At 70.9% G+C, this 18,943-nt stretch carries 20 protein-coding genes; 6 read left to right on the top strand and 14 right to left on the bottom strand.

The features are described 5' to 3' along the window. Window positions 1-13 precede the first annotated feature (13 nt). The 3 genes from dapA to LF262_RS11005 are packed head-to-tail and all read right to left on the bottom strand — an operon-like array spanning window position 14 to window position 2,188. Window positions 14-925 carry a 4-hydroxy-tetrahydrodipicolinate synthase gene (gene dapA / locus LF262_RS11015; protein WP_235780421.1) on the bottom strand — a complete coding sequence of 304 codons (912 nt, stop codon included), beginning with the start codon at window positions 923-925 and terminating at the stop codon, window positions 14-16. Between the two features lie 44 nt (window positions 926-969). Then, on the bottom strand, window positions 970-1,725 hold the full coding sequence (locus LF262_RS11010) for a carbon-nitrogen hydrolase family protein (RefSeq protein ID WP_235780419.1): 756 nt from the start codon (window positions 1,723-1,725) through the stop codon (window positions 970-972). Window positions 1,726-1,774: 49 nt separating this feature from the next. Continuing rightward, complete coding sequence (locus tag LF262_RS11005; RefSeq protein WP_235780418.1) at window positions 1,775-2,188, bottom strand: hypothetical protein; 414 nt, start codon at window positions 2,186-2,188, stop codon at window positions 1,775-1,777. Between the two features lie 100 nt (window positions 2,189-2,288). On the opposite strand from LF262_RS11005, the gene LF262_RS11000 reads away from it, so the two are divergent. Next, window positions 2,289-3,521 (top strand): heparan-alpha-glucosaminide N-acetyltransferase domain-containing protein, encoded by a 1,233-nt coding sequence (locus tag LF262_RS11000; RefSeq protein WP_268933772.1) that lies wholly within the window; start codon window positions 2,289-2,291, stop codon window positions 3,519-3,521. Between the two features lie 31 nt (window positions 3,522-3,552). Here the strand turns inward: LF262_RS11000 and LF262_RS10995 are convergent, their stop codons facing one another. Genes LF262_RS10995 through LF262_RS10965 form a run of 7 tightly spaced genes read right to left on the bottom strand, consistent with a single transcriptional unit; the run spans window position 3,553 to window position 9,274 of the window. Then, window positions 3,553-4,002: a hypothetical protein gene (locus LF262_RS10995; RefSeq protein ID WP_235780416.1), complete on the bottom strand. Its 450-nt coding sequence runs from the start codon at window positions 4,000-4,002 to the stop codon at window positions 3,553-3,555. Window positions 4,003-4,043: 41 nt separating this feature from the next. Continuing rightward, window positions 4,044-4,802: a 4-hydroxy-tetrahydrodipicolinate reductase gene (gene dapB, locus LF262_RS10990; protein ID WP_235780414.1), complete on the bottom strand. Its 759-nt coding sequence runs from the start codon at window positions 4,800-4,802 to the stop codon at window positions 4,044-4,046. A gap of 25 nt (window positions 4,803-4,827) precedes the next feature. Further along, window positions 4,828-5,361 carry a molybdenum cofactor biosynthesis protein MoaE gene (locus LF262_RS10985; RefSeq protein WP_235780413.1) on the bottom strand — a complete coding sequence of 178 codons (534 nt, stop codon included), beginning with the start codon at window positions 5,359-5,361 and terminating at the stop codon, window positions 4,828-4,830. Then, entirely contained in the window at window positions 5,351-5,824 is a 474-nt protein-coding gene (locus LF262_RS10980; RefSeq protein ID WP_235780412.1) for a MogA/MoaB family molybdenum cofactor biosynthesis protein, read from the bottom strand. The genes LF262_RS10985 and LF262_RS10980 overlap by 11 nt, the downstream gene beginning before the upstream one ends. Then, window positions 5,821-6,348 carry a cyclic pyranopterin monophosphate synthase MoaC gene (moaC, locus tag LF262_RS10975; protein ID WP_268933771.1) on the bottom strand — a complete coding sequence of 176 codons (528 nt, stop codon included), beginning with the start codon at window positions 6,346-6,348 and terminating at the stop codon, window positions 5,821-5,823. Before moaC ends, LF262_RS10980 begins: the two co-directional genes overlap by 4 nt. Then, the gene (locus LF262_RS10970; RefSeq protein ID WP_235780410.1) at window positions 6,336-7,634 is read right to left on the bottom strand and encodes a molybdopterin molybdotransferase MoeA; all 1,299 of its coding nucleotides are present in this window, start codon (window positions 7,632-7,634) and stop codon (window positions 6,336-6,338) included. The genes moaC and LF262_RS10970 overlap by 13 nt, the downstream gene beginning before the upstream one ends. Beyond that, window positions 7,631-9,274: a molybdopterin-dependent oxidoreductase gene (locus LF262_RS10965; protein ID WP_235780408.1), complete on the bottom strand. Its 1,644-nt coding sequence runs from the start codon at window positions 9,272-9,274 to the stop codon at window positions 7,631-7,633. The genes LF262_RS10970 and LF262_RS10965 overlap by 4 nt, the downstream gene beginning before the upstream one ends. Before the next feature lie 63 nt (window positions 9,275-9,337). Between LF262_RS10965 and moaA the strand changes: the two genes are divergently transcribed. The 5 genes from moaA to LF262_RS10940 all read left to right on the top strand — a co-directional run bounded on the left by moaA (window position 9,338) and on the right by LF262_RS10940 (window position 13,969). Then, window positions 9,338-10,456 carry a GTP 3',8-cyclase MoaA gene (moaA, locus tag LF262_RS10960; protein WP_235780406.1) on the top strand — a complete coding sequence of 373 codons (1,119 nt, stop codon included), beginning with the start codon at window positions 9,338-9,340 and terminating at the stop codon, window positions 10,454-10,456. 83 nt (window positions 10,457-10,539) lie between these two features. Further along, on the top strand, window positions 10,540-10,842 hold the full coding sequence (locus LF262_RS10955; RefSeq protein WP_235780447.1) for a MoaD/ThiS family protein: 303 nt from the start codon (window positions 10,540-10,542) through the stop codon (window positions 10,840-10,842). Window positions 10,843-10,960: 118 nt separating this feature from the next. After that, on the top strand, window positions 10,961-12,058 hold the full coding sequence (locus LF262_RS10950; RefSeq protein ID WP_235780404.1) for a LolA family protein: 1,098 nt from the start codon (window positions 10,961-10,963) through the stop codon (window positions 12,056-12,058). Window positions 12,059-12,129: 71 nt separating this feature from the next. After that, window positions 12,130-13,122, top strand: a complete 993-nt coding sequence (locus tag LF262_RS10945; RefSeq protein ID WP_235780446.1) for an ABC transporter ATP-binding protein — start codon at window positions 12,130-12,132, stop codon at window positions 13,120-13,122. Next, window positions 13,109-13,969: an ABC transporter permease gene (locus tag LF262_RS10940; protein ID WP_235780403.1), complete on the top strand. Its 861-nt coding sequence runs from the start codon at window positions 13,109-13,111 to the stop codon at window positions 13,967-13,969. The genes LF262_RS10945 and LF262_RS10940 overlap by 14 nt, the downstream gene beginning before the upstream one ends. A 98-nt stretch (window positions 13,970-14,067) precedes the next feature. Here the strand turns inward: LF262_RS10940 and LF262_RS10935 are convergent, their stop codons facing one another. From LF262_RS10935 to LF262_RS10920, 4 genes are all read right to left on the bottom strand, one after another. After that, a complete protein-coding gene (locus tag LF262_RS10935) occupies window positions 14,068-15,429 on the bottom strand; it encodes a M16 family metallopeptidase (protein WP_235780402.1) in 1,362 nt (453 codons plus the stop codon). Between the two features lie 4 nt (window positions 15,430-15,433). Continuing rightward, window positions 15,434-17,677, bottom strand: a complete 2,244-nt coding sequence (locus LF262_RS10930) for a polyribonucleotide nucleotidyltransferase (protein ID WP_235780400.1) — start codon at window positions 17,675-17,677, stop codon at window positions 15,434-15,436. 232 nt (window positions 17,678-17,909) lie between these two features. Beyond that, the gene (gene rpsO / locus LF262_RS10925) at window positions 17,910-18,179 is read right to left on the bottom strand and encodes a 30S ribosomal protein S15 (RefSeq protein WP_235780398.1); all 270 of its coding nucleotides are present in this window, start codon (window positions 18,177-18,179) and stop codon (window positions 17,910-17,912) included. A gap of 145 nt (window positions 18,180-18,324) precedes the next feature. Next, window positions 18,325-18,939 carry a hypothetical protein gene (locus LF262_RS10920; RefSeq protein WP_235780396.1) on the bottom strand — a complete coding sequence of 205 codons (615 nt, stop codon included), beginning with the start codon at window positions 18,937-18,939 and terminating at the stop codon, window positions 18,325-18,327. Window positions 18,940-18,943: the final 4 nt, after the last annotated feature.

Raw genomic sequence — 18,943 nt, 5'->3', positions numbered from 1 at the left:
TCTGGTGCTGCTCCTAGGCGGCGAAGTCCATTCCGGCTTCGGCCAGATCGTTGCGGATGAGGGCAAGCTCCGCGTCGCCGGGCTCCACGAGGGGGAGCCGGACCACGGAGTTGGGCAGGACACCCTGCCACTTGAGAACTTGCTTGGTTGCCACGGCGCCCTGCACGCGGGTCATGACACCGCGGATCACGGGATCGAGCTCGAAGTGGATCCTGCGAGCCGTCGCGAAGTCTCCCGCGAGCGCGGCGTCGACGAGGGCCCTGAACTGCTTCGTGGCGACGTGCGCCGTGACAGAGACGACACCGAGCGCACCTGCTGCCATCCAAGGCAGTGTGAGCGCGTCGTCTCCCGAGTAGACGGCAAGGTCGGTCTTGGTGAGCACTCGGGTGACCGCGCCGAAATCGGCCTTGGCGTCCTTGAGGCCGGCGATGTTCGGGTGCTCGGCGAGCCGCAGGATCGTGTCGGTCTCGATCGGGATCCCCGTGCGGCCCGGGATGTCGTACAGCATGACCGGAAGCTCGGTCGCGGAGGCGACCGTCTCGAAATGCGCGCGCACGCCTGCCTGGCTCGGCTTGTTGTAGTACGGCGTGACGAGGAGGAGGCCGTCGACCCCGAGCTCCGCGGCCCCCCGTGAGAGGCTCACCGAGTGGCGGGTGTCGTTGGTGCCGGTGCCGGCTATCACCTTGGCCCGGCCGCCCACTGCCTCGAGGACGGCCTTGAACATGCCCAGGTTTTCCTCGTCCGTCAAGGTCGAGGTCTCACCCGTCGTGCCCGTGACGACTAACCCATCGCAGCCGTCATCGACGAGCTTGGCCGCCAACTCGCCCGCAGCGTCGTAATCGACATCGCCGTCCTGGGTGAACGGCGTCACCATTGCCGCCAGGAGGGTGCCGAACGTGCGCGCGCGGGTCTCAGTGTCAGCCATGCACAGAACGTTACCGCGTGCACCGCCGCTTTGGGCAACGCGGCTCAGGACGGGGCACGGTAGGGTGCGAGCGCCGAGCGGAACAGGACTGCGGGCACAACCTCGGCCCCGGTCCCCGCAGCCGAGGCCATCCGGTGCCCATCCGGCCCCCAGACACCGCTCTGCCCGCAGGACGGTCCCAAGGCGCTCACCCCACCCGCGTTGGCCAAGAGAGTGAAGAAGCGGCTGTCCAGTGCGCGGGATCCGAAGTGGAGGTCGAGCCGCCGCTCCTCCCCCACCACGTACACGGCCGACGCCGCGTAGAGGTCAGCGCCCGCGGCCGCGGCCTGTGCCGCATGTGCCGGGTGGGCGACGTCGAAGCAGACGGCGAGCGCTACGTTCCAGCCGTCGATGTCCACGACGGTGGGCCTCCTGCCCGGCTCGAAGAGCTCCTTCTCCCGCCCGTGCAGATGCACCTTGGGCGCAATGAGCGACGGGACACCCGGCCGGACCAGGACCGACGCAAGCCGGGGTGTCCCGTCCGGCTCGCGCACCGCCGCTCCCACTGCCGCCGCGATGCCCATGTCCTCGCATGCCGCCTGAAGCTCTGCGAGCTGGGCGGAGGGACTCGTCAGCCAGTTTGCCTCATCCGACAGGAAGCGGAGGTCGTATCCGATCAGTGACAGTTCGGGGAACACTGCGAGGCGGGCTCCGTGGCCATCCGCGTCTTCGAGGAGCCGCACGTGCTCGCCGACGTTCGCTTCGAGACCGCCGGGAAAGGCCACGGACTGCACGGCGGCGACGGTCAGCTCGGCGGACATACGGCCATCCTAGGACACGCTCACACGCCGCCCGGCGGTGCAGTGAGCGTCATGGGCGACGGGCTGGCGAAGGCCGTGCCGCCCGGTCCTTGCTGTGCTCCGGGTGGTGTGCATCGCGCGCGGCGAGCTCGGTTCGGGCCGCGCCCTCGCGGGCCTCGGCCCAGCCTCTGAGGCTCGCGCACGCGCTCACGTAGGCCTCGAGCTCCCCGGCGGTGAGGAATGCGATCTCGGTCTCACAGAGCCTCCGTGCCAGTTCTCCCGGCGGCGGCTCTCCCGGCAGGAGCGGACCCCCGGCGCGCCACGCATGCACCGAGGGGTCCCGCCCCACCATCCTCTCCACCAGCTGCCGGGAGAGGTGTCCCACCGCCCCGTGGGACAGGAACGTGGCGGTGGAAGCCGTTGGCTCGGGCGTGGCGGGCTTCGCGGTGGCCGCTGGGTTCGCCCGATTGTCCGCCCTTCTCATGGCACCCATGCTAATCGAACACAGATTCGAATAGCAATAGGCATGTACGAAAGCGCGCGGGTGATTCGAACGCCGGGCACGGCGTGAGACGATCGCTTCCATGGGCGGACGGCAGGGATCCCCTCACGCAAGAGGGTCCAGGACCACCCGCGCGTTGCCGGGCGGCGGGGCGCGTCTCGAGGGGATCGACATGGCCCGAGGGGCTGCCCTTCTCACGATGATGGCCACCCACGTCCTGCCTGCCTTCGAGCAGGATCCCGCCACGACAGGTTGGTCCGCCACCTGGATCGGCACGGCCTTCTCGGGGCGCTCGGCAGCGCTCTTCGCTGTACTCGCCGGAATTTCCCTCACGCTCGGACGGATCCCCGCCGTGCGGAATCGGCTGGGCCTTGCGTTGCGCGCGGGAGTGATTGCCGCCGTCGGCCTCACTCTCGGGCTCGTGCAGGTCAGTGTCGCTGTGATCCTGGTCCAGTACGCCGTGCTCTTCTGGTGTGCACTGCCTGTGCTGGGGCTCCGGCGCCAGACAGTGGGTCTGCTCGCTGCCGCCTGGCTGTTGCTCTCCCCTGTCGCTGCGTACCTGATCCGGCCATCCCTGCTAGCTGCCGACCCCCAGCTGAGGCTGGGCCACAATCCCGTGTGGACGGACGTCGCCGCACCGGATCGGCTGCTCGCAGACCTCGCGGTGACCGGGTACTACCCCGTCCTGCAGTGGTTCGGCTATCTCCTCGTGGGCCTGTGGATCGGCCGGGCCGATCTGACGCACGCGGTAACCCAGGCGGGTCTTGTCGCGGGCGGCCTGGCCGCCGCCATCGTCGCCAAAGCCACGGCCTGGGCGTTCCTTGTCCCCTTGGGCGGGATCAACGCCATCCTCGCGACCGAGCAGGCAAGAGTGTGGCCGCTGCGCGCCATGCTCGAGGCCAACCTGACCGGAGTCGAGCAGACGGGAACCTGGTGGTGGCTCACGACAGCGGCTCCACACGCCGGGACCACCCTCGACCTCGTGCACACCTCGGGGACGTCCGCGGCAGCAGTCGGCGGTTTCCTCCTCCTGGCGCGGATCGGCCCGCTGTCCCGCAGCGGGCTCTTGGCGCCGCTCGCCGGTGCCGGGGCCATGACGCTCACGCTGTACACCGTCCATGTCTGGGCGCTGTCGGAGCCAGCCCTGACGCCAGTGTCGCTCACGAGAGAGGCTCTGCTCGCGATGCACGTCGCGGCCGCGCTCGCGATCGGGCTCTTCATCAGGTCCAATGGCCGGCGCGGGCCACTCGAGGCGGCAGGGCATGCGGCGTACCGGCTCGGGCTTGCAGGGCGGAGGACCACGGCCAGACGCTGATGTCCAGGGGCTGCTCGGCCCGCGAATCCCGCTATTGGCCCCGGTGGAGGGCGATCGCCCTGCGCATGGCGGCGCGGGCCTGCCTGCGGTCTCCCGACGCGTCGTAAGCGAGGCCCAGGCGGTACCACGACCTCCAGTCCTCCGGGGCCGCCTCAGCGTCCGTGCGGTAGACGCCGAAGTCGGCGTCTGCCGCGGAGCGGACGATCCGGCCGCCCGGCGTGCGGGGCAGGGTGTCCTCGGGCAGGCCGCCCTCGGCCGCTAGCTCCCTGCCCATTCGTTCGAGGCGCGCTCCGAAGGACAGCTCCCGCACGAGCGCCCAGGCTCCGACGATCGGCAGCACGAGGTATCCGGCGCCGATGGCCTTCGCGACCGGCTGCGGGTCCATCATGAGGATCCGGGCACGGTCGAACGTGACAACGAGGTAGAAGACAAGGAGGAGCGTCACGGCGGCGACACCGATCTTGACCTTGTTTGCCTTCACCCAGGCCCACGCGCCTGCCTGACGCGATGAGTCCACGGCGCTCACAGCCCGAGGTCCAGGTAGCCGTCGAGGCCGACGGTGAGCCCGGGGTGTGCGGCCACCTCGCGCAGGCCCAAGAGCACGCCCGGCATGAAGGACGCCCGGTCGAACGAGTCGTGCCGGATGGTGAGCTGCTCGCCGACAGCGCCGAGGAGAACCTCCTGGTGGGCGACGAGGCCCCTCAGCCGTACCGCATGGACGCGCACGCCATCGACGTCTGCACCCCGTGCGCCGTCGAGCTGCTTCGCCGTCGCGTCCGGGGAGGCACCGACGCCGGCGTCGGCGCGGGAGGCCGAGATGAGCTGGGCCGTGCGGACGGCGGTGCCGGAGGGCGCGTCCACCTTCTCCGGGTGGTGGAGCTCAATGACCTCGACGGACTCGAAGTAGCGCGCGGCCTTCGCGGCGAACGCCGAGGCGAGCACGGAACCGAGCGCGAAGTTGGGCGCGATGAGCACTCCCGTCTCCGGATACTCGGACAGCAGGGTGCCGAGGGACTCGAGACGCCTTGCGTCCCATCCGGTCGTCCCGACGACTGCATGCAGCCCGTGCTCGACCGCGAAGCGGACGTTGGCCTCGGTCGAATCCGGCACGGTGAGGTCCACGAGGTACCGTGCACCGGAATCGATGAGGTCCTCGAGCGAGTCCCCTCGCCCGAGCGCTGCGACGACCTCCATGTCCTCAGCCGCGTTGACTGCCCTGACTGCCTCGGAACCCATGCGCCCATTCGCGCCCAGCACTGCCACGGGAAGTCGTTCTGCCATGCGCCCAAGCCTAGCCCAGCAGAACTCAGCCCAGCGCAGCCACCCACTCGCTCCCGCCACCGTCGAAGAACTGCTCCTTCCAGATCGGCACCTCGGCCTTGACCCGGTCCACGAGGTCGGAACAGAGCCGGAAAGCCTCGCCGCGGTGGGCCGCGGAGACGGCGCACACGAACGCGGCGTCGCCGACTGCGAGCTCCCCGATGCGGTGGGCGATCCACACACGCATTGCGCGCTCTGGCGAGCCGTGGGCCTGCGAGTGCTCACGGATGACCGCGCCGACCACGGCACGGAGAGTGCCCTCCGCTGTGGGATGCGCGGTATAGGAAAGGCGCGTCACACCCCGTCCCTCGTCGTGGTCCCGCACCACGCCGGAGAAGAGTACGACGGCGCCCGCGTCCGGCGCATCGACAGCGCGCCGCGCGGCCGCCTCGTCGAGAGGTTCGAGGGAGACTGCGGCGAGGACCACCACGACGGTACCCGCGCCCTGCGCGGCCGTGCTCAGCACCCCTGCCGCCCCGTCGTCTTCCCTGACGCCGCGAAGCTCTGGCTCAGTGCCCATACCTGCCCTCCACCTGATCGCACACGTGCCCGACGAGCGGGTCCAAGACCGACAGCCCATCCATGACCCCGGACGGCGAGCCCGGCAGGTTGACCACGAAGGTGTTCCCGGCGAGGCCCGCATGCCCCCGGGAGAGCGCCGCCAGTGGCGTCTTGGCGGCTCCCGCCGCCCGGATGGCCTCCATGATCCCGGGTACCTCCCTGTCCAGCAGGGGCCTCGTCTCCTCCGGTGTCAGATCGGTGGGGCTGAGGCCGGTGCCCCCGCTCGTGACGATCACCGCCGGTTCGAGGGCCAAGAGGGCACGGAGCGCGGCCCCGACACTCGGTCCGTCGGGCACCACGGCGGCCGGGACGACATCGAATCCGTGCTCTGCCAGCCAATCCGCAATGACGGGTCCGGTACGGTCCTCGTACACGCCCGTGGCCGCCCTGGTCGACGCGATCACAATGCCCGCGCGCCTCACCGGCCCTCCCCCAGCGCCCAGTCGCCGCTCTTGCCCCCGGACTTCGCCAGGACCTTGATGTCCGAGATGACCGCATGGTTGTCGACGGCCTTAACCATGTCATACACCCCGAGAGCCGCGACGGACGCCGCGGTGAGGGCCTCCATCTCGACCCCTGTCACACCCCGGGTCTTCACGGTCGCGATCACGGTGACCGAAGCCGCGCCAAGCTCGAAGTCGACCGTCACCTTCGCGATCGGGAGCGGGTGGCACAGCGGGATGAGCTCGGGGGTCCTCTTCGCTGCCATGATCCCGGCAACGCGGGCGACCGCCAGCGCGTCGCCCTTGGGCAGCCCGCCGGTGGCAAGCAGGGACATCACCTCGCGGGTGGTCGCCAGGACGGCCTGCGCGGTGGCTTCGCGGGTGGTCTCCTGCTTGCTGCTCACGTCGACCATGTGGGCGCTCCCGTCCGCGCGCACATGGGTGAGACGGCCGGATGTCCCCGGGTCCAGCGGGTTCTGCGTGGTCTCGTTCACAGGAGCCATACTTCCACGTCGGCACCGGCGGGGAGCCGTGCAGCATCCTCGGGGACCATGACCAGCGCGTCTGACGCCGCGAGGGCGCCGAGAAGGTGCGAGTCTGGGCCGCCCACGAGCTCTACGACGCCGTCGGCCCTGAGACGGGCGCGGCGCACCTGGAGCTTTCCGGCCGGGGATTCGAGCGGCTCGGCGAGCGCTGCGCGCACCCGGCGTCTGGCAGTCGGCGCTCCCAGGAGCCCGGCGAGGACGGGGCGGAGGAGGACCTCCCACGAGACCCAGCAGCTCACGGGGTTCCCGGGAAAGGCCACAATGGGGACGCCGGAGAAGCTGCCGAGGCCCTGAGGCCCGCCTGGCTGCATCGCGAGGTGGACGAACTCGACCTCGTGCCCCTCGAGGGCGAGCTTGGTCGCCTCGAAGGCGCCCTTCGAGACGCCCCCTGTGGTGACGACGAGATCGGGCCGGTGGTTCTCGCCCAGGCTGGCCAGGGCTTCGAGCTCATTGCGCAGCTCGGAGGGCTTGTCGCTGCGCACTACGACGTTGACGGCCACGAGACCGGCTTCACGCAGCGCGGCACCGAGCAGTGTGCCATTGGCGTCGTAGATCTGGCCGGGCCGAAGCGGCACGCCCGGCGGAGCAAGCTCGGCGCCCGTGCTGACCAGCACCACGCGCAGGGGCGGCCGCACCGGTACCGTTTCGAGCCCGAGCCCCGCGGCCAGTCCGATCTGCGGGGCGCCCAGCGGCGTGCCGGATCGAAGCACGACGGCGCCTGCCTCCACATCGCTGGCGGCTGGCCGCACGTAGGTGCCCGCCCCTACCGGAGGAAGGGCCACTGTGCCGCCCTCCTCCGGGAATCCGGACGGAACAGCACGCTCGACGGGGACGACTGCGTCTGCGCCGGCGGGCATGACGGCGCCCGTCATGATGGGCGCGGCATGCCCGGACGTGAGGCGCCTCGGCACGGTCCCCGCCGGAATCGCCGCCGCTACCCTGAACTCCTGCAGCCCTGGGCCGAGATGGCCGGGTGCACCGTCGAGGCCGCCGGAGAAGTCCGCCGAGCAGACCGCGAAGCCGTCCATCTGGGAGTTGTCGAACGGGGGAAGGCTCATGGGGGCAACGAGGTCCGCCGCGAGCGCCGTGCCGAGGGCATCCCGCAGCGGCCACTCCTCGGCGGGACGTGCGGCGAGGGGTGCGAGCAGCTCGGCCAAGCGCGCACGGTGCTCGGAGACACCGCGACGTTCTCCGACGTGGGCGTGTGCATGCGGGTGCGCCTCGGGGGTCGCGGCTTCTCTCATGTGGCCTCCACGTCGATGGTGTCGTACCCGGTTGCCCCGTCGGGGGCAGGCGGCGTCGTGTCCGCGCTCTGGATTTGGCCATCGCCGTCAACGGCCCGGACCGCGATCCGGTGATGGCCACCCGCGAGCCGGACGGAGGCGGCCCATTGATACCAAGTATCCCGGGAGATCCCGGCGCCGAGTCGGGCGGGCGACCACGCGCCGTCGTCCACCCGCACCTCGACGCGCGAGATCCCGCGATGCTGGGCCCACGCCACTCCGGCCACGGTGACATCGCCTGCCGGAACCCGAGTGCCGCGTCGGGGCACGTCGATGCGCGAGGCGGTCTTGATGGGCCCCTTCTCGCTCCATCCCCGGGTGCTCCAATAGGCCTTGTCCGCGGCGAAGGTCGTCACTTTGAGCTCGGTGACCCACTTGGTGGCGGATACGTATCCGTAGAGGCCCGGCACCACGAGGCGCACGGGGAAGCCGTGCTCCGGCGGGAGCGGCTCGCCGTTCATCGCCACGGCCAGGAGGGCGTCGCGGGCCGGATCCGTGAGCGCATCGAGCGGGGTGCCCGCCGTGAAGCCGTCGACGCTGCGGGAGAGCACCATGTCCGCCCCGGCCCGCGGCCGCGCCCGGGCGAGGAGCTCGCGGATCGGCCAGCCGAGCCAGCGGGCGTTGCCCACCAGATTCCCCCCCACCTCATTGGACACGCACGTGAGCGTCACGTACCGCTCGACCAGGGGCTGGGCGAGGAGTTCCGCCCACGTGATCCGCACGGGCTGCTCAACCATGCCCGTCACATCCAGATGCCAGCCGTTCGGATCGACTGAGGGCACCACGAACGCCGTGTCGATCCGGTAGAAGTCCGCGTTGGGCGTCACGAGTGGGGAGACGCCCGGCGCCGCGACCTCGACGCCATCGGGAATCGGCGGGGCGGGGTCCTTGGGGGCCGGGAAGCGGAGTGCTTCCCGCGCGGCGCTCGCCGCGAGCGCGGTGCCCCGCATGACGCCGGCCACGACGGCTCCCAGCGCCACCGCGGCTGCCGTCCCGGTCAGGGCGCGCAGGAAGCCGCGGCGCGCCAAGGCGCCGGACCCCGAGCCCACCGGCCCCGGTGACGTCACGCGTGCCGGGGAGCGCGCGGCGTCGCGCTCGTCCATGTCGCCCGGCATGGTCGCCTCGCGGCGCAGCCGCCCGATCAGCCACCGTACGAGCGACATGGCGACGATCCCGGCCAGGAGCGCGGATGCCCATGCCGCCGGCGATGAGAGGGACCGCGTGGCGACGGCCCCCAGGCCCACAAGCCCAACGGCACCCGCGAGGGCGGCCCCGAGGCCCCCACGGCGCAGCTCGAGCACTCCCGCCGCGGCGCCCAGGAGCGCCAGGGCGAGCCCGATCACGGTCACGAGGAAGGCCTTGTCCCCGGTGCCGAACGTCTGGATGGCCCAGTCCTTGGCTGCGGCAGGGGCGAAGTCGACCACGGCCCCGCCGACCGCGGAGACGGGGCTGAGTGAGGGGCTCAGCAGGGCGGCACTGACTTCCCCGGCGAGGACTCCCGCGCCTGCCGCAAGCACGCCGGCGAGGGCGGCGAAGGCGTCGCGGGACCTTCTCGGGGAGCGTTTCACCGCCTCCGCCGCGCGGGCTTCGCGGGTTCCCATGTGTCCAGAATAGGTCCGCGCACCGCCGGGGCGTGACCTGCCCCACTCGCGTACTGTAGATGCATGACTGTTGAGCTCGGCATGCCGCGACGGCGTGCCCCGGACGGGCCCGGGGCGGACCCCCGCGCCACGGACCGCCCCGAGGGCCTCCCCGGCCTCGTGGACCGGTACGGACGCGTCGCGACGGACATGCGGCTCTCGCTCACGGACAAGTGCAACCTTCGCTGCTCCTACTGCATGCCCGCGGACGGCCTCCCATGGCTGCAGAAGGATGCCCTGCTGAGCGCGGAGGAGATCGCCCGGGTCGTCGGAATCGGTGTCCGACTCCTCGGGGTGCGCGAGCTGCGGCTCACGGGCGGCGAACCCCTGGTCCGCGCGGACCTCGCGGACATCATTGCCGCCCTGCGCGCCGCGCACCCGCACCTGCCGATCGCGCTGACCACCAACGCGGTCGGGCTGGACAAGAGGGCCGCCGAGCTGAGATCCGCCGGCCTCACACGCATCAACATCTCCCTCGACACGCTTCACCCCGAGACGTTCGCACAGCTCACACGCCGGCCTTTCTTCGACCGGGTGCTCGCCGGCATCGAGGCTGCCGACGCCGCGGGGCTCGGTCCCATCAAGATCAACTCCGTCCTCATGCGCGGAATCAACGACGCCGACGCCCCCGATCTGCTGGCCTGGTGCCTCGAGCGGGGCTACGAGCTGCGGTTCATCGAGCAGATGCCCCTCGATGCCGACCACGGCTGGACGCGGCAGGGCATGGTCACAGCTGCGGAGGTGCGTGGCCTCCTCGGCTCACGCTTCCAGCTCTCGCCCGATCCCCGTGCACGCGAGGGCGCCCCGGCCGAGAGGTTCGAGGTGCGGCCGCTCCACTACGGAGGGCAGGGCGGCGGGCTGCTCGGCACCGTGGGCATCATCGCCTCGGTCACGGAACCGTTCTGCGCCGACTGCAAGCGCACCCGGATCACGGCCGAGGGCAAGGTCATGAGCTGTCTGTTCTCCCATGAGGAGGTGGACCTCCGCGGGCTCCTGCGCTCGGGGGCGAGCGACGAGCAGGTGGCGCAGCGGTGGCAGGAGGCCATGTGGCTCAAGCCGAAGGCGCACGGCATGGACCACACCGGGCTCGGCGCCGATGGCTTCGTCCAGCCCGACCGATCCATGTCCGCCATCGGCGGCTGAGCCACCACCACCCAGATCCCAGACCACGCGTCCCGCGCCCCGCCCGGCCGGTGACCGGGCCCTCCAGGAGGAGCAACGTGCAGATCACCGTGAGGTACTACGCCGCGGCGCAGGCAGCAGCCGGTGTAGCCGAGGAGCCGCTCGAGGCCCCCGACGGCGCGAGCCTCGCCGACGCGCTCGAGGCGGCGCTCGCCGTCGACCGCAGCCAGGCGCCCAGCGGAACGGGCAGCGGCGCCACGATCGCCACCCGCACCACAGCGCCGCCACTCGCCGAGGTGCTCCGGCGGTGCACCTTCCTCGTCAACGAGATTGCGGCCAAGGACCGTTCCAGGGTGCTCGAGCAGGGGGATGTCGTCGACGTGCTGCCACCGTTCGCCGGCGGCTGATCTGCGCTCCGCCCTTGCCGATCAAGCCGGCCCCGGCGGGATGGAGTTACGCCCGAGGGATGACGACACGACGGCACGGGCGGCGTAGCGTGGAGTCAGGTTCTTCCGGGAGGTCTCCATGCCCATCACGCAGCGCCGCTGGCTCCGATGGATCCCTGCAGCTGCCGTCCCCGCCGTCGTGGCCGCGGGAGTGCTCGCCGCTGGTGCGACGGCGGTGTCCCCGCCCCCGCCGGCCACACCCCAGCAGGTCCTCGCCCTCGCAGCGGGGCACACGGCCCGTCAGTTCTCCGGGACGCTCGAGCAGAGCTCGGATCTGGGCCTCCCCTCGATCCCCGGACAGGCCCTCGGTGCGGCGAAGGGCAGCTCGACTCTCGGCTCCGAGGCCGCGCTCCTCGAGCTGCTCACCGCGCCCCACGCGGCCAAGGTCTACGCAGACGGGCCTTCGAAGCTGCGCGTGCAGGTGCTGGACCGGCTGGCCGAGCGCGATCTGGTCCGCAACGGCAGCGATGCGTGGACGTACGACTCCGGGGCGAACACCGTGACCCATGCCGTGCTCCCCGCCGGTCCGGCCGCCTCCGCTCCCAGCGCCGCTGCCGTATCCCCGGACCAGCTCGCCCAGAGGCTCCTTGCCACGTCGGGGCCCAGCACGGACGTGGCCCTCGGCGACCCGACGACCGTGGCCGGCCACAGCGCCTACTCGCTCGTCCTCACTCCCAAGACCGCAGCCACCCTCGTCGCATCGGTGAGGATCGCCGTCGAGGGCCAGACCGGGCTCCCGCTCGCCGTGGACGTGTACGCGAAGGGCCAGGAGAAGCCTGCGTTCCATTCGGCGTTCACCCAGCTCGATCTGGCGGCGCCGAACGCGTCCGTGTTCGCGTTCACGCCCCCCGCCGGGGCGAAGGTCACCGAGAAGCCTCTCCCGCAGGCGCCCGCAGGCAAGGCGCCGGGCGCCGGCGAGCCGTCCCACTCCGCCCAGCAGCGCCCTGCGCCCGGGACGAGCGCTGCGGCGAAGGGATGGGACGCCGTCGTCGTGGTCCCTGCAGGCAAGGTACCGGCCGGACTGGCAGACCAGCCGCTCATGAAGCAGCTTGCCGCGCCGGTTGCCGGCGGCCGGGTCATCTCCTCGTCGCTGTTCACGGTCTTCCTCGCCGATGACGGCCGCCTTCTCGCCGGGGCCGTGCCGGCATCGGTCCTCGAGGCCGCGGCGGCGAAGTGACCGCAGCACCGAGCCCGAGCAGCGTTCGGCGCACCCCCCAGAGTCAGGAAGGCGGCACGTCTGAGGACGGTGTGGCGTACGCGCTGAGGACCCACAGCCTCACGAAGAGGTTCGGTGCCCACACGGCCGTGGACCGGCTCACCCTCGAGGTTCCCCGCGGCTCGGTCTTCGGGTTCCTCGGGCCGAACGGCTCCGGCAAGACCACCACCATCCGGATGATCCTGGGTCTCGTGGCCCCGACCGCGGGCCGTACGGAGCTGTTAGGGCGCGAGATGCCCCGCGCGGCGCGCGCAGTGCTGCCGCACGTCGGCGCCCTCGTCGAGGGGCCGGCGTTCTACCCGTTCCTCAGCGGCACGGCGAACCTGGCCCGCCTCGACACTGCGGACCCGCTCGCGCCGGCCCACACCCGCCGGGCGCGCGTCGCGGACGCGCTCGACCATGTCGGGCTCTCGCACGCCGCCGGCAAGAAGGTCCACGCATACTCGCTGGGCATGAAGCAGCGACTCGGCCTCGCGGCCGCTCTCCTGCTGCCGCGTGCCCTGCTCGTCCTCGACGAGCCCACGAATGGGCTCGACCCTCAGGGCACCCGCGAGGTCCGCAGCCTCATCCGCTCGCTCGCTGACGACGGCACCACCGTGTTCGTCTCGAGCCACCTCCTGGCCGAGGTCGAGCAGATCTGCACGCACGCCGCAGTGCTCCGCTCGGGCCGCCTCGTGGCGCAGGGCACGCTCGACGCACTCCGGGGTGCCGCCCGACCGCGGCTCGAGGTGCGCACTCCGGACGTGGCCGCGGCCACCGAGGTCCTGGAGCGCCTCGGCCTGCATGTTGAGCCGGCCGGACCGGGCACAGTGGTGGGGACGCCCCCCGCGACGCACGACGGCGCGCACACGCCTGCCGCTGCTGCCTCCGCTGACGTGCGGCAGTCCCCGTCCCACGCTCCCGAAGCGGTGGTCGCGGCACTCGTGGCCGCCGGGGTCCGCGTGCGAGGGTTCAGCGCGGAGAGTGCCACGCTCGAGGAGCGGTTCGTCGAGCTCACCGGGGAGGGATTCGATGTTGCGGGCTGATGAGGCCGACTCTGCCCTGACCGCCCGTGGATCGCACACCGCTCGCCTCCTCGCCTCAGAGCTCCGGGTCCTGTTCGGCCGCTGGCGGACGTGGACGATGCTCGCGGCGCTCGCGGCGGTGCCCGTGGTCATCGGGCTCGCGGTGCGGTTCGGCCCGGGCCGGCCGACGGGACGGGGACCGGCGTTCCTGGACCAGGTCACCGACAACGGGCTGTTCGCCGGGGTCGTGGGGCTGGTGGTCTGCACTCCCCTGTTCCTGCCACTCACCGTGAGCGTCGTGTCCGGCGACGCCGTCGCGGGCGAGGCCAGCCTCGGGACGCTGCGGTACCTGCTCGCCGCGCCGGTGGGCCGCGTGCGTCTTCTCGTGGTGAAGTACCTCAGCGCGGCGGTGTTCAGTGCGGCGGCGGGACTCGCCATCGTGCTCGGCGGGGCGCTCGTGGGCGTGCTGCTCTTCCCACTCGGGAAGGCCACGCTCCTCTCGGGAACCCAGATCGGGGCTGGAGAGTCGTTGGCACGGCTGCTGCTCATGGCCCTGTACGTCACCATTTCCCTGCCCGGGATGGCGGCGATCGGACTGTTCGCCTCGACGCTCACGACCGTGCCCGTGGGGGCGATGGCCGCGACCGCGGTACTCGCCGTCGTCGCCCAGATCCTGGGGGCCCTCGACCAGCTGGACTGGCTGCACCCGTGGCTCTTCACGGACCACTGGCTCGGGCTCGCGGATTTCCTGCGGGATCCGATCTCGTGGGACTCGTTCGGCGCGAACGCGTGGGTCCAGCTCGGCTATATCGCCTTCTTCGGCGCCCTGGCCTACGGGCGATTCACGACGAAGGACATCCTGGCCTGAGCCCGAGACACAGGGACATGACCCCTCAAGACAGGGACATGACCCCTCAACGCCTGCAGCGTTGAGGGGTCACTTCCCCACGATGAGGGGTCACTTCCCTACGTGAGGCCGAACGTCTCCGTTTCCTCGAACGGGCCCACGACCGTGATCGTGCGGGGCGCGGTGGCCAGGACGCGCGCCAGCTCCTGGACCTCGTCCGCGGTAACGGCCGCGATCTGCGCGAGGGTCTCCTCGATGTCCTGGAACTCTCCCGAGACGAGCTCGGCGCGGCCCAGACGGGACATCCGGGAGCCAGTGTCCTCGAGCGCGAGCACGATCCCGCCTGAGAGCTGGCCTACCGCCTTGCGGAGTTCTTCATCCGTGATGCCCTCCTCGGCCAGCTTCTCGAGTTCAGCGCCCATGAGGGCGAGGACCTGCGGGACCTTCGCGGGTGCGCAGCCGCCGTAGATCCCGAAGTACCCGGCGTCCGCGTACGCGGAAGCGAACGAGTACGTCGAATAGACGAGGCCGCGCTTCTCGCGGATCTCCTGGAACAGGCGCGAGGACATCCCGCCGCCCAGGACCGCGTTGAGCACGCTCATGATGTAGCGCCGCGGGTCGGTGGCGATGATCGACGGACAGCCCATCACCACGTTCGCCTGCTCGACCTGACGCCTGACCACACTCAGGCCGGCCCTGCCGGTGATGGCCGCAGGCGCCGTCGTGCGCCGCGCCACGGGAGCAGCGCCGTCGGCGAGGGTCCAACCGGCGCCGTGCAGCGCGTCGAGGACCAGCCGGCACACCGTCTCATGCTCGAGGCCGCCGGCTGCGGTGACCACGAGCTCGTCCGGGCGGTAGTACCGCCGGTAGTGCTCCCACACCGACGCGCGGGCGACCGCCTTGATGGCGTCCGGGGTGCCCCCGATGGGACGGCCGAGCGGGTGCTCGCCGAGGACGGCGGCGACGAAATGCTCGTGAGCGACGTCCGTCGGGTCGTCGCCGTCCATCGCGATCTCCTCGAGGATGACGTCGCGCTCCTGCTCGAGCTCCTCAGAGTCGAGGACCGCGGACGTGATCATGTCCGCGATGACGTCGATCGCCATCGGCAGGTCCGTATCGAGCACGCGTGCGTAGTAGCACGTGCTCTCCTTCGCCGTCGCGGCGTTGGACTCGCCTCCCACCTCGTCGAACGCCGAGGCGATCTCGAGGGCTGTGCGACGCTGGGTGCCCTTGAAGAGCAGGTGCTCGAGGAAGTGTGTGGACCCGTGCTGCCCGACAGCCTCGTCACGGGAACCGACGCCGACCCAGAAGCCGATCGACGCCGACCTCTGGCCGGGCATGGCCTCCGTGAGGACGCGCACGCCACCGGGGAGGATGGAACGGCGCACGACGGCGCCGCCCTCCTTCCCGAAGATCGTGGACGCCGCCGGGGCGCCGTCCACGAGCTGGCCAGAGGTCAGCGGCAACTCGACTGTGGCCATGCGGCTACGCGTCTGCCGACTCGGCAGCGGGCTCAGCCGGCGCCGTCTCGGCCTGCTCGTCCACGACGGGGGCGAGGGAGAGCTTGCCGCGGTCGTCGATCTTGGTGATCTCGACCTGGACCTTCTGGCCCACGGACACGACGTCCTCGACGTTGTCCACGCGCTTGCCGCCCGCGAGCTTGCGGAGCTCGGAGATGTGCAGGAGGCCATCCTTGCCCGGGGTGAGCGAGACGAACGCGCCGAACGTGGTGGTCTTCACGACGGTGCCGAGGTAGCGCTCGCCGACCTCAGGCAGCTGCGGGTTTGCGATCGCGTTGACCGCGGCCCGGGCCGCCTCGGCAGAGGAGCCGGCGGTGGCGCCGATGAGCACGGTGCCGTCGTCCTCGATGGAGATGTCCGCGCCCGTGTCCTCCTGGATCTGGTTGATCATCTTGCCCTTGGGGCCAATGACCTCGCCGATCTTGTCCACCGGGATCTTGATCGCGATGATGCGCGGTGCGAACTCGGAGAGCTCATCCGGGCGGTCGATCGCGGCGTTGATCACCGAGAGGATGTGGAGGCGGGCCTCGCGGGCCTGCTTGAGCGCGGCCGCAAGCACCGAGGCGGGGATGCCGTCGAGCTTCGTGTCGAGCTGGATCGCTGTGACGAACTCGCTCGTACCCGCAACCTTGAAGTCCATGTCGCCGAATGCGTCCTCGGCGCCGAGGATGTCGGTCAGGGCCGCGTAGCGGGTCTGGCCGTCCACCTCGTCGGAGACGAGGCCCATCGCGATGCCGGCCACGGGGGCCTTGAGCGGGACGCCGGCGTTGAGCAGCGACAGAGTCGAGGCGCACACCGAGCCCATGGACGTCGAGCCGTTGGAGCCGAGGGCCTCGGACACCTGGCGGATCGCGTACGGGAACTCCTCGCGGGACGGCAGCACCGGCACGAGGGCGCGCTCCGCGAGGGCACCGTGGCCGATCTCGCGGCGCTTCGGGGAACCGACGCGGCCCGTCTCGCCGGTGGAGTACGGCGGGAAGTTGTAGTTGTGCATGTACCGCTTGTGCGTCTCCGGGGAGAGCGAGTCGATCTGCTGCTCCATCTTGAGCATGTTCAGCGTCGTGACGCCCATGATCTGGGTCTCGCCGCGCTCGAAGATCGCGGAGCCGTGAACGCGCGGGAGCACCTCGACCTCGGCCGTGAGCTGGCGGATGTCCGTCAGGCCGCGGCCGTCGATGCGGACCTGGTCCTTGAGGATGCGCTGGCGCACAACCTTCTTCGTGACCGACCGGAAGGCCGCGGAAAGCTCCTTCTCACGCCCCTCGAACTGCTGGGCAAGCTGGGCGATGACCTCGGCCTTGAGGGAGTCCGCTGCGGCCTCCCGCTCCTGCTTGTCCGCAATCTGGAAGACCTCGGCGAGCTTGGCAGCGGCAGCAGCCTCGACGGCGTCGTACGCATCCGCCTCGTGGTCGAGGAAGATCGGGAACTCGGTGGTGGGCTTCGCGGCGCGGCCTGCGAGGTCCTGCTGCGCCTCGCACAGGGCACGGATGAACGGCTTGGCGGCCTCGAGGCCCTCGGCGACGACCTCCTCGGTCGGGGCGGTGGCGCCCTCGTCCTTGATGAGGCTCCAGGAGTGGTCGGTGGCCTCGGCCTCGACCATCATGATGGCGACGTCATCGCCGGCGATCCTGCCGGCCACGACCATGTCGAAGGTCGCGTGGGCCAGCTGCGAGTGCTTCGGGAACGCGACCCACTGGGCGCCGTTCTCATCGTGCACGAGCGCGACGCGGACGCCGCCGATCGGGCCCGAGAACGGGAGGCCCGCCAGCTGGGTGGACATCGATGCGGCGTTGATCGCGACGACGTCGTAGAGCTCGTCGGGGTTGATCGCAAGGACCGTCACGACCACCTGGACCTCGTTGCGCAGGCCCTTGACGAAGGCCGGGCGGAGCGGGCGGTCCATGAGGCGGCACGCAAGGATTGCGTCCGTGGAGGGGCGGCCCTCACGGCGGAAGAACGAGCCGGGGATGCGGCCCGCGGCGTACATGCGCTCCTCGACGTCCACCGTGAGCGGGAAGAAGTCGAAGCCCTCGCGCGGGGCCTTGCCCGCGGTCGTGGCAGAGAGCAGCGCGGTGTCGTCATCGATGTAGGCCATCGCAGCGCCGGCGGCCTGCTTGGCGAGGCGGCCGGTCTCAAAGCGGATGACGCGCTGTCCGAAACGGCCGTTGTCAATGACGGCCTCAGAGAACTGGATCTCGGGACCCTCCATGGGAGAGCACCTCCATTTCCATGTCTGCGGAGGCTTCTCGGAACCCGGTCTTCGATCGAGGCCCTTGGCGCGTCCCCATGGTGCGGGGACGCCCTCAAAGGCCACTACCGAGGACCGCAGGCCGCAAGAGCCTCCTGGGGATGAGTTCAGTTGTGGGGCCCCGTTCAGGGCAGGGCCCGTTGTGAGAAGCGGCCCGCGCCCCCAGAGGGAAGGCAACGGGCCGCCTCCAAGACTACCGGCGCAGGCCGAGACGCTCGATGAGCGAACGGTAGCGCGCGATGTCGGTGTCGCGCAGGTAGGCGAGCATGCGCTTGCGGCGACCCACGAGCGCGAGCAGGCCGCGCTGGGTGTGGAAGTCGTGCTTGTGCTGCTTCATGTGCTCAGTCAAGTCCTTGATGCGCTTGGTGAGAACGGCGATCTGGACCTCGGGGGACCCGGTGTCGCCTTCCTTCGTCGCGTATTCCTTGATGATTTCCTGCTTGACAGCGGGATCCAAAGCCATTGGAGCTCCTCGTTTCGTGCCGTGCGGCCCGCTGGACACTGCGTCCCCGGGGAACACCGGCCCCTTCCAGCACGGTCGGAACACGTGTCGAGGCAGCCGGTGCGGCCCAGGCCGCCACGGACTGCAGCGAGGGCCACAGAGGATTCTATCGGTTCCGGCGCCTGCGTGTCGAAACGCGGGCCCTCAGCGGGAGCGGTTCGAGCGGGGGCTCCCGCAGCTCCGCCCATCCGAGCACCACGAACGCAAGCCCCCAGACGCCCACCGCGAACTCGCCGAGCCGGCTCCCGCCAAGGTAGGCGAACAGCAGGACGAACGGCAGCAGGCCGACCCCGAGCGGGACGTAGCGCTCCCAACCGTGCCAGGCGTGTCCGCGCAGCGCCGCGACACCAGCGAGGAGGAAGCCCACGGGGAGCGCGACGGTGGCCACCATGTAGAACACGGCAAGGTCGCCGAATGGCGTCAGGAGATTGCCGATGGCGAGGAATACGAGTCCGAGGATCGCGAGGGCGAGGCCGGTCCGCGCAAGGATGCCGCCGCCGAACGCATGGTCTGACCAGAGGCCGACGCAGCCGAAGGCGATGAGGATCTGGGCGACGCCGATCGCGGGGGCCACGACGCCGAAATAGCCTGACTGGCTCGAGGCGAAGAGCACCCCGGCCTGGAGGACGAACATGGCGGCGCCGCCCACCATCATGGCGAAGGCCGCCCACCGGAACCAAGTCCGGCTTGCGGGACTGCTAGAGGCTGAGTAGTCACTCATGCCG

This window comes from Sinomonas notoginsengisoli (assembly GCF_021554725.1).
GTDB classification, from domain to species: domain Bacteria; phylum Actinomycetota; class Actinomycetes; order Actinomycetales; family Micrococcaceae; genus Sinomonas; species Sinomonas notoginsengisoli.
Note: the sequence above shows the minus strand (reverse complement) of the source record. Positions and strands in the feature narration are given on the sequence as shown.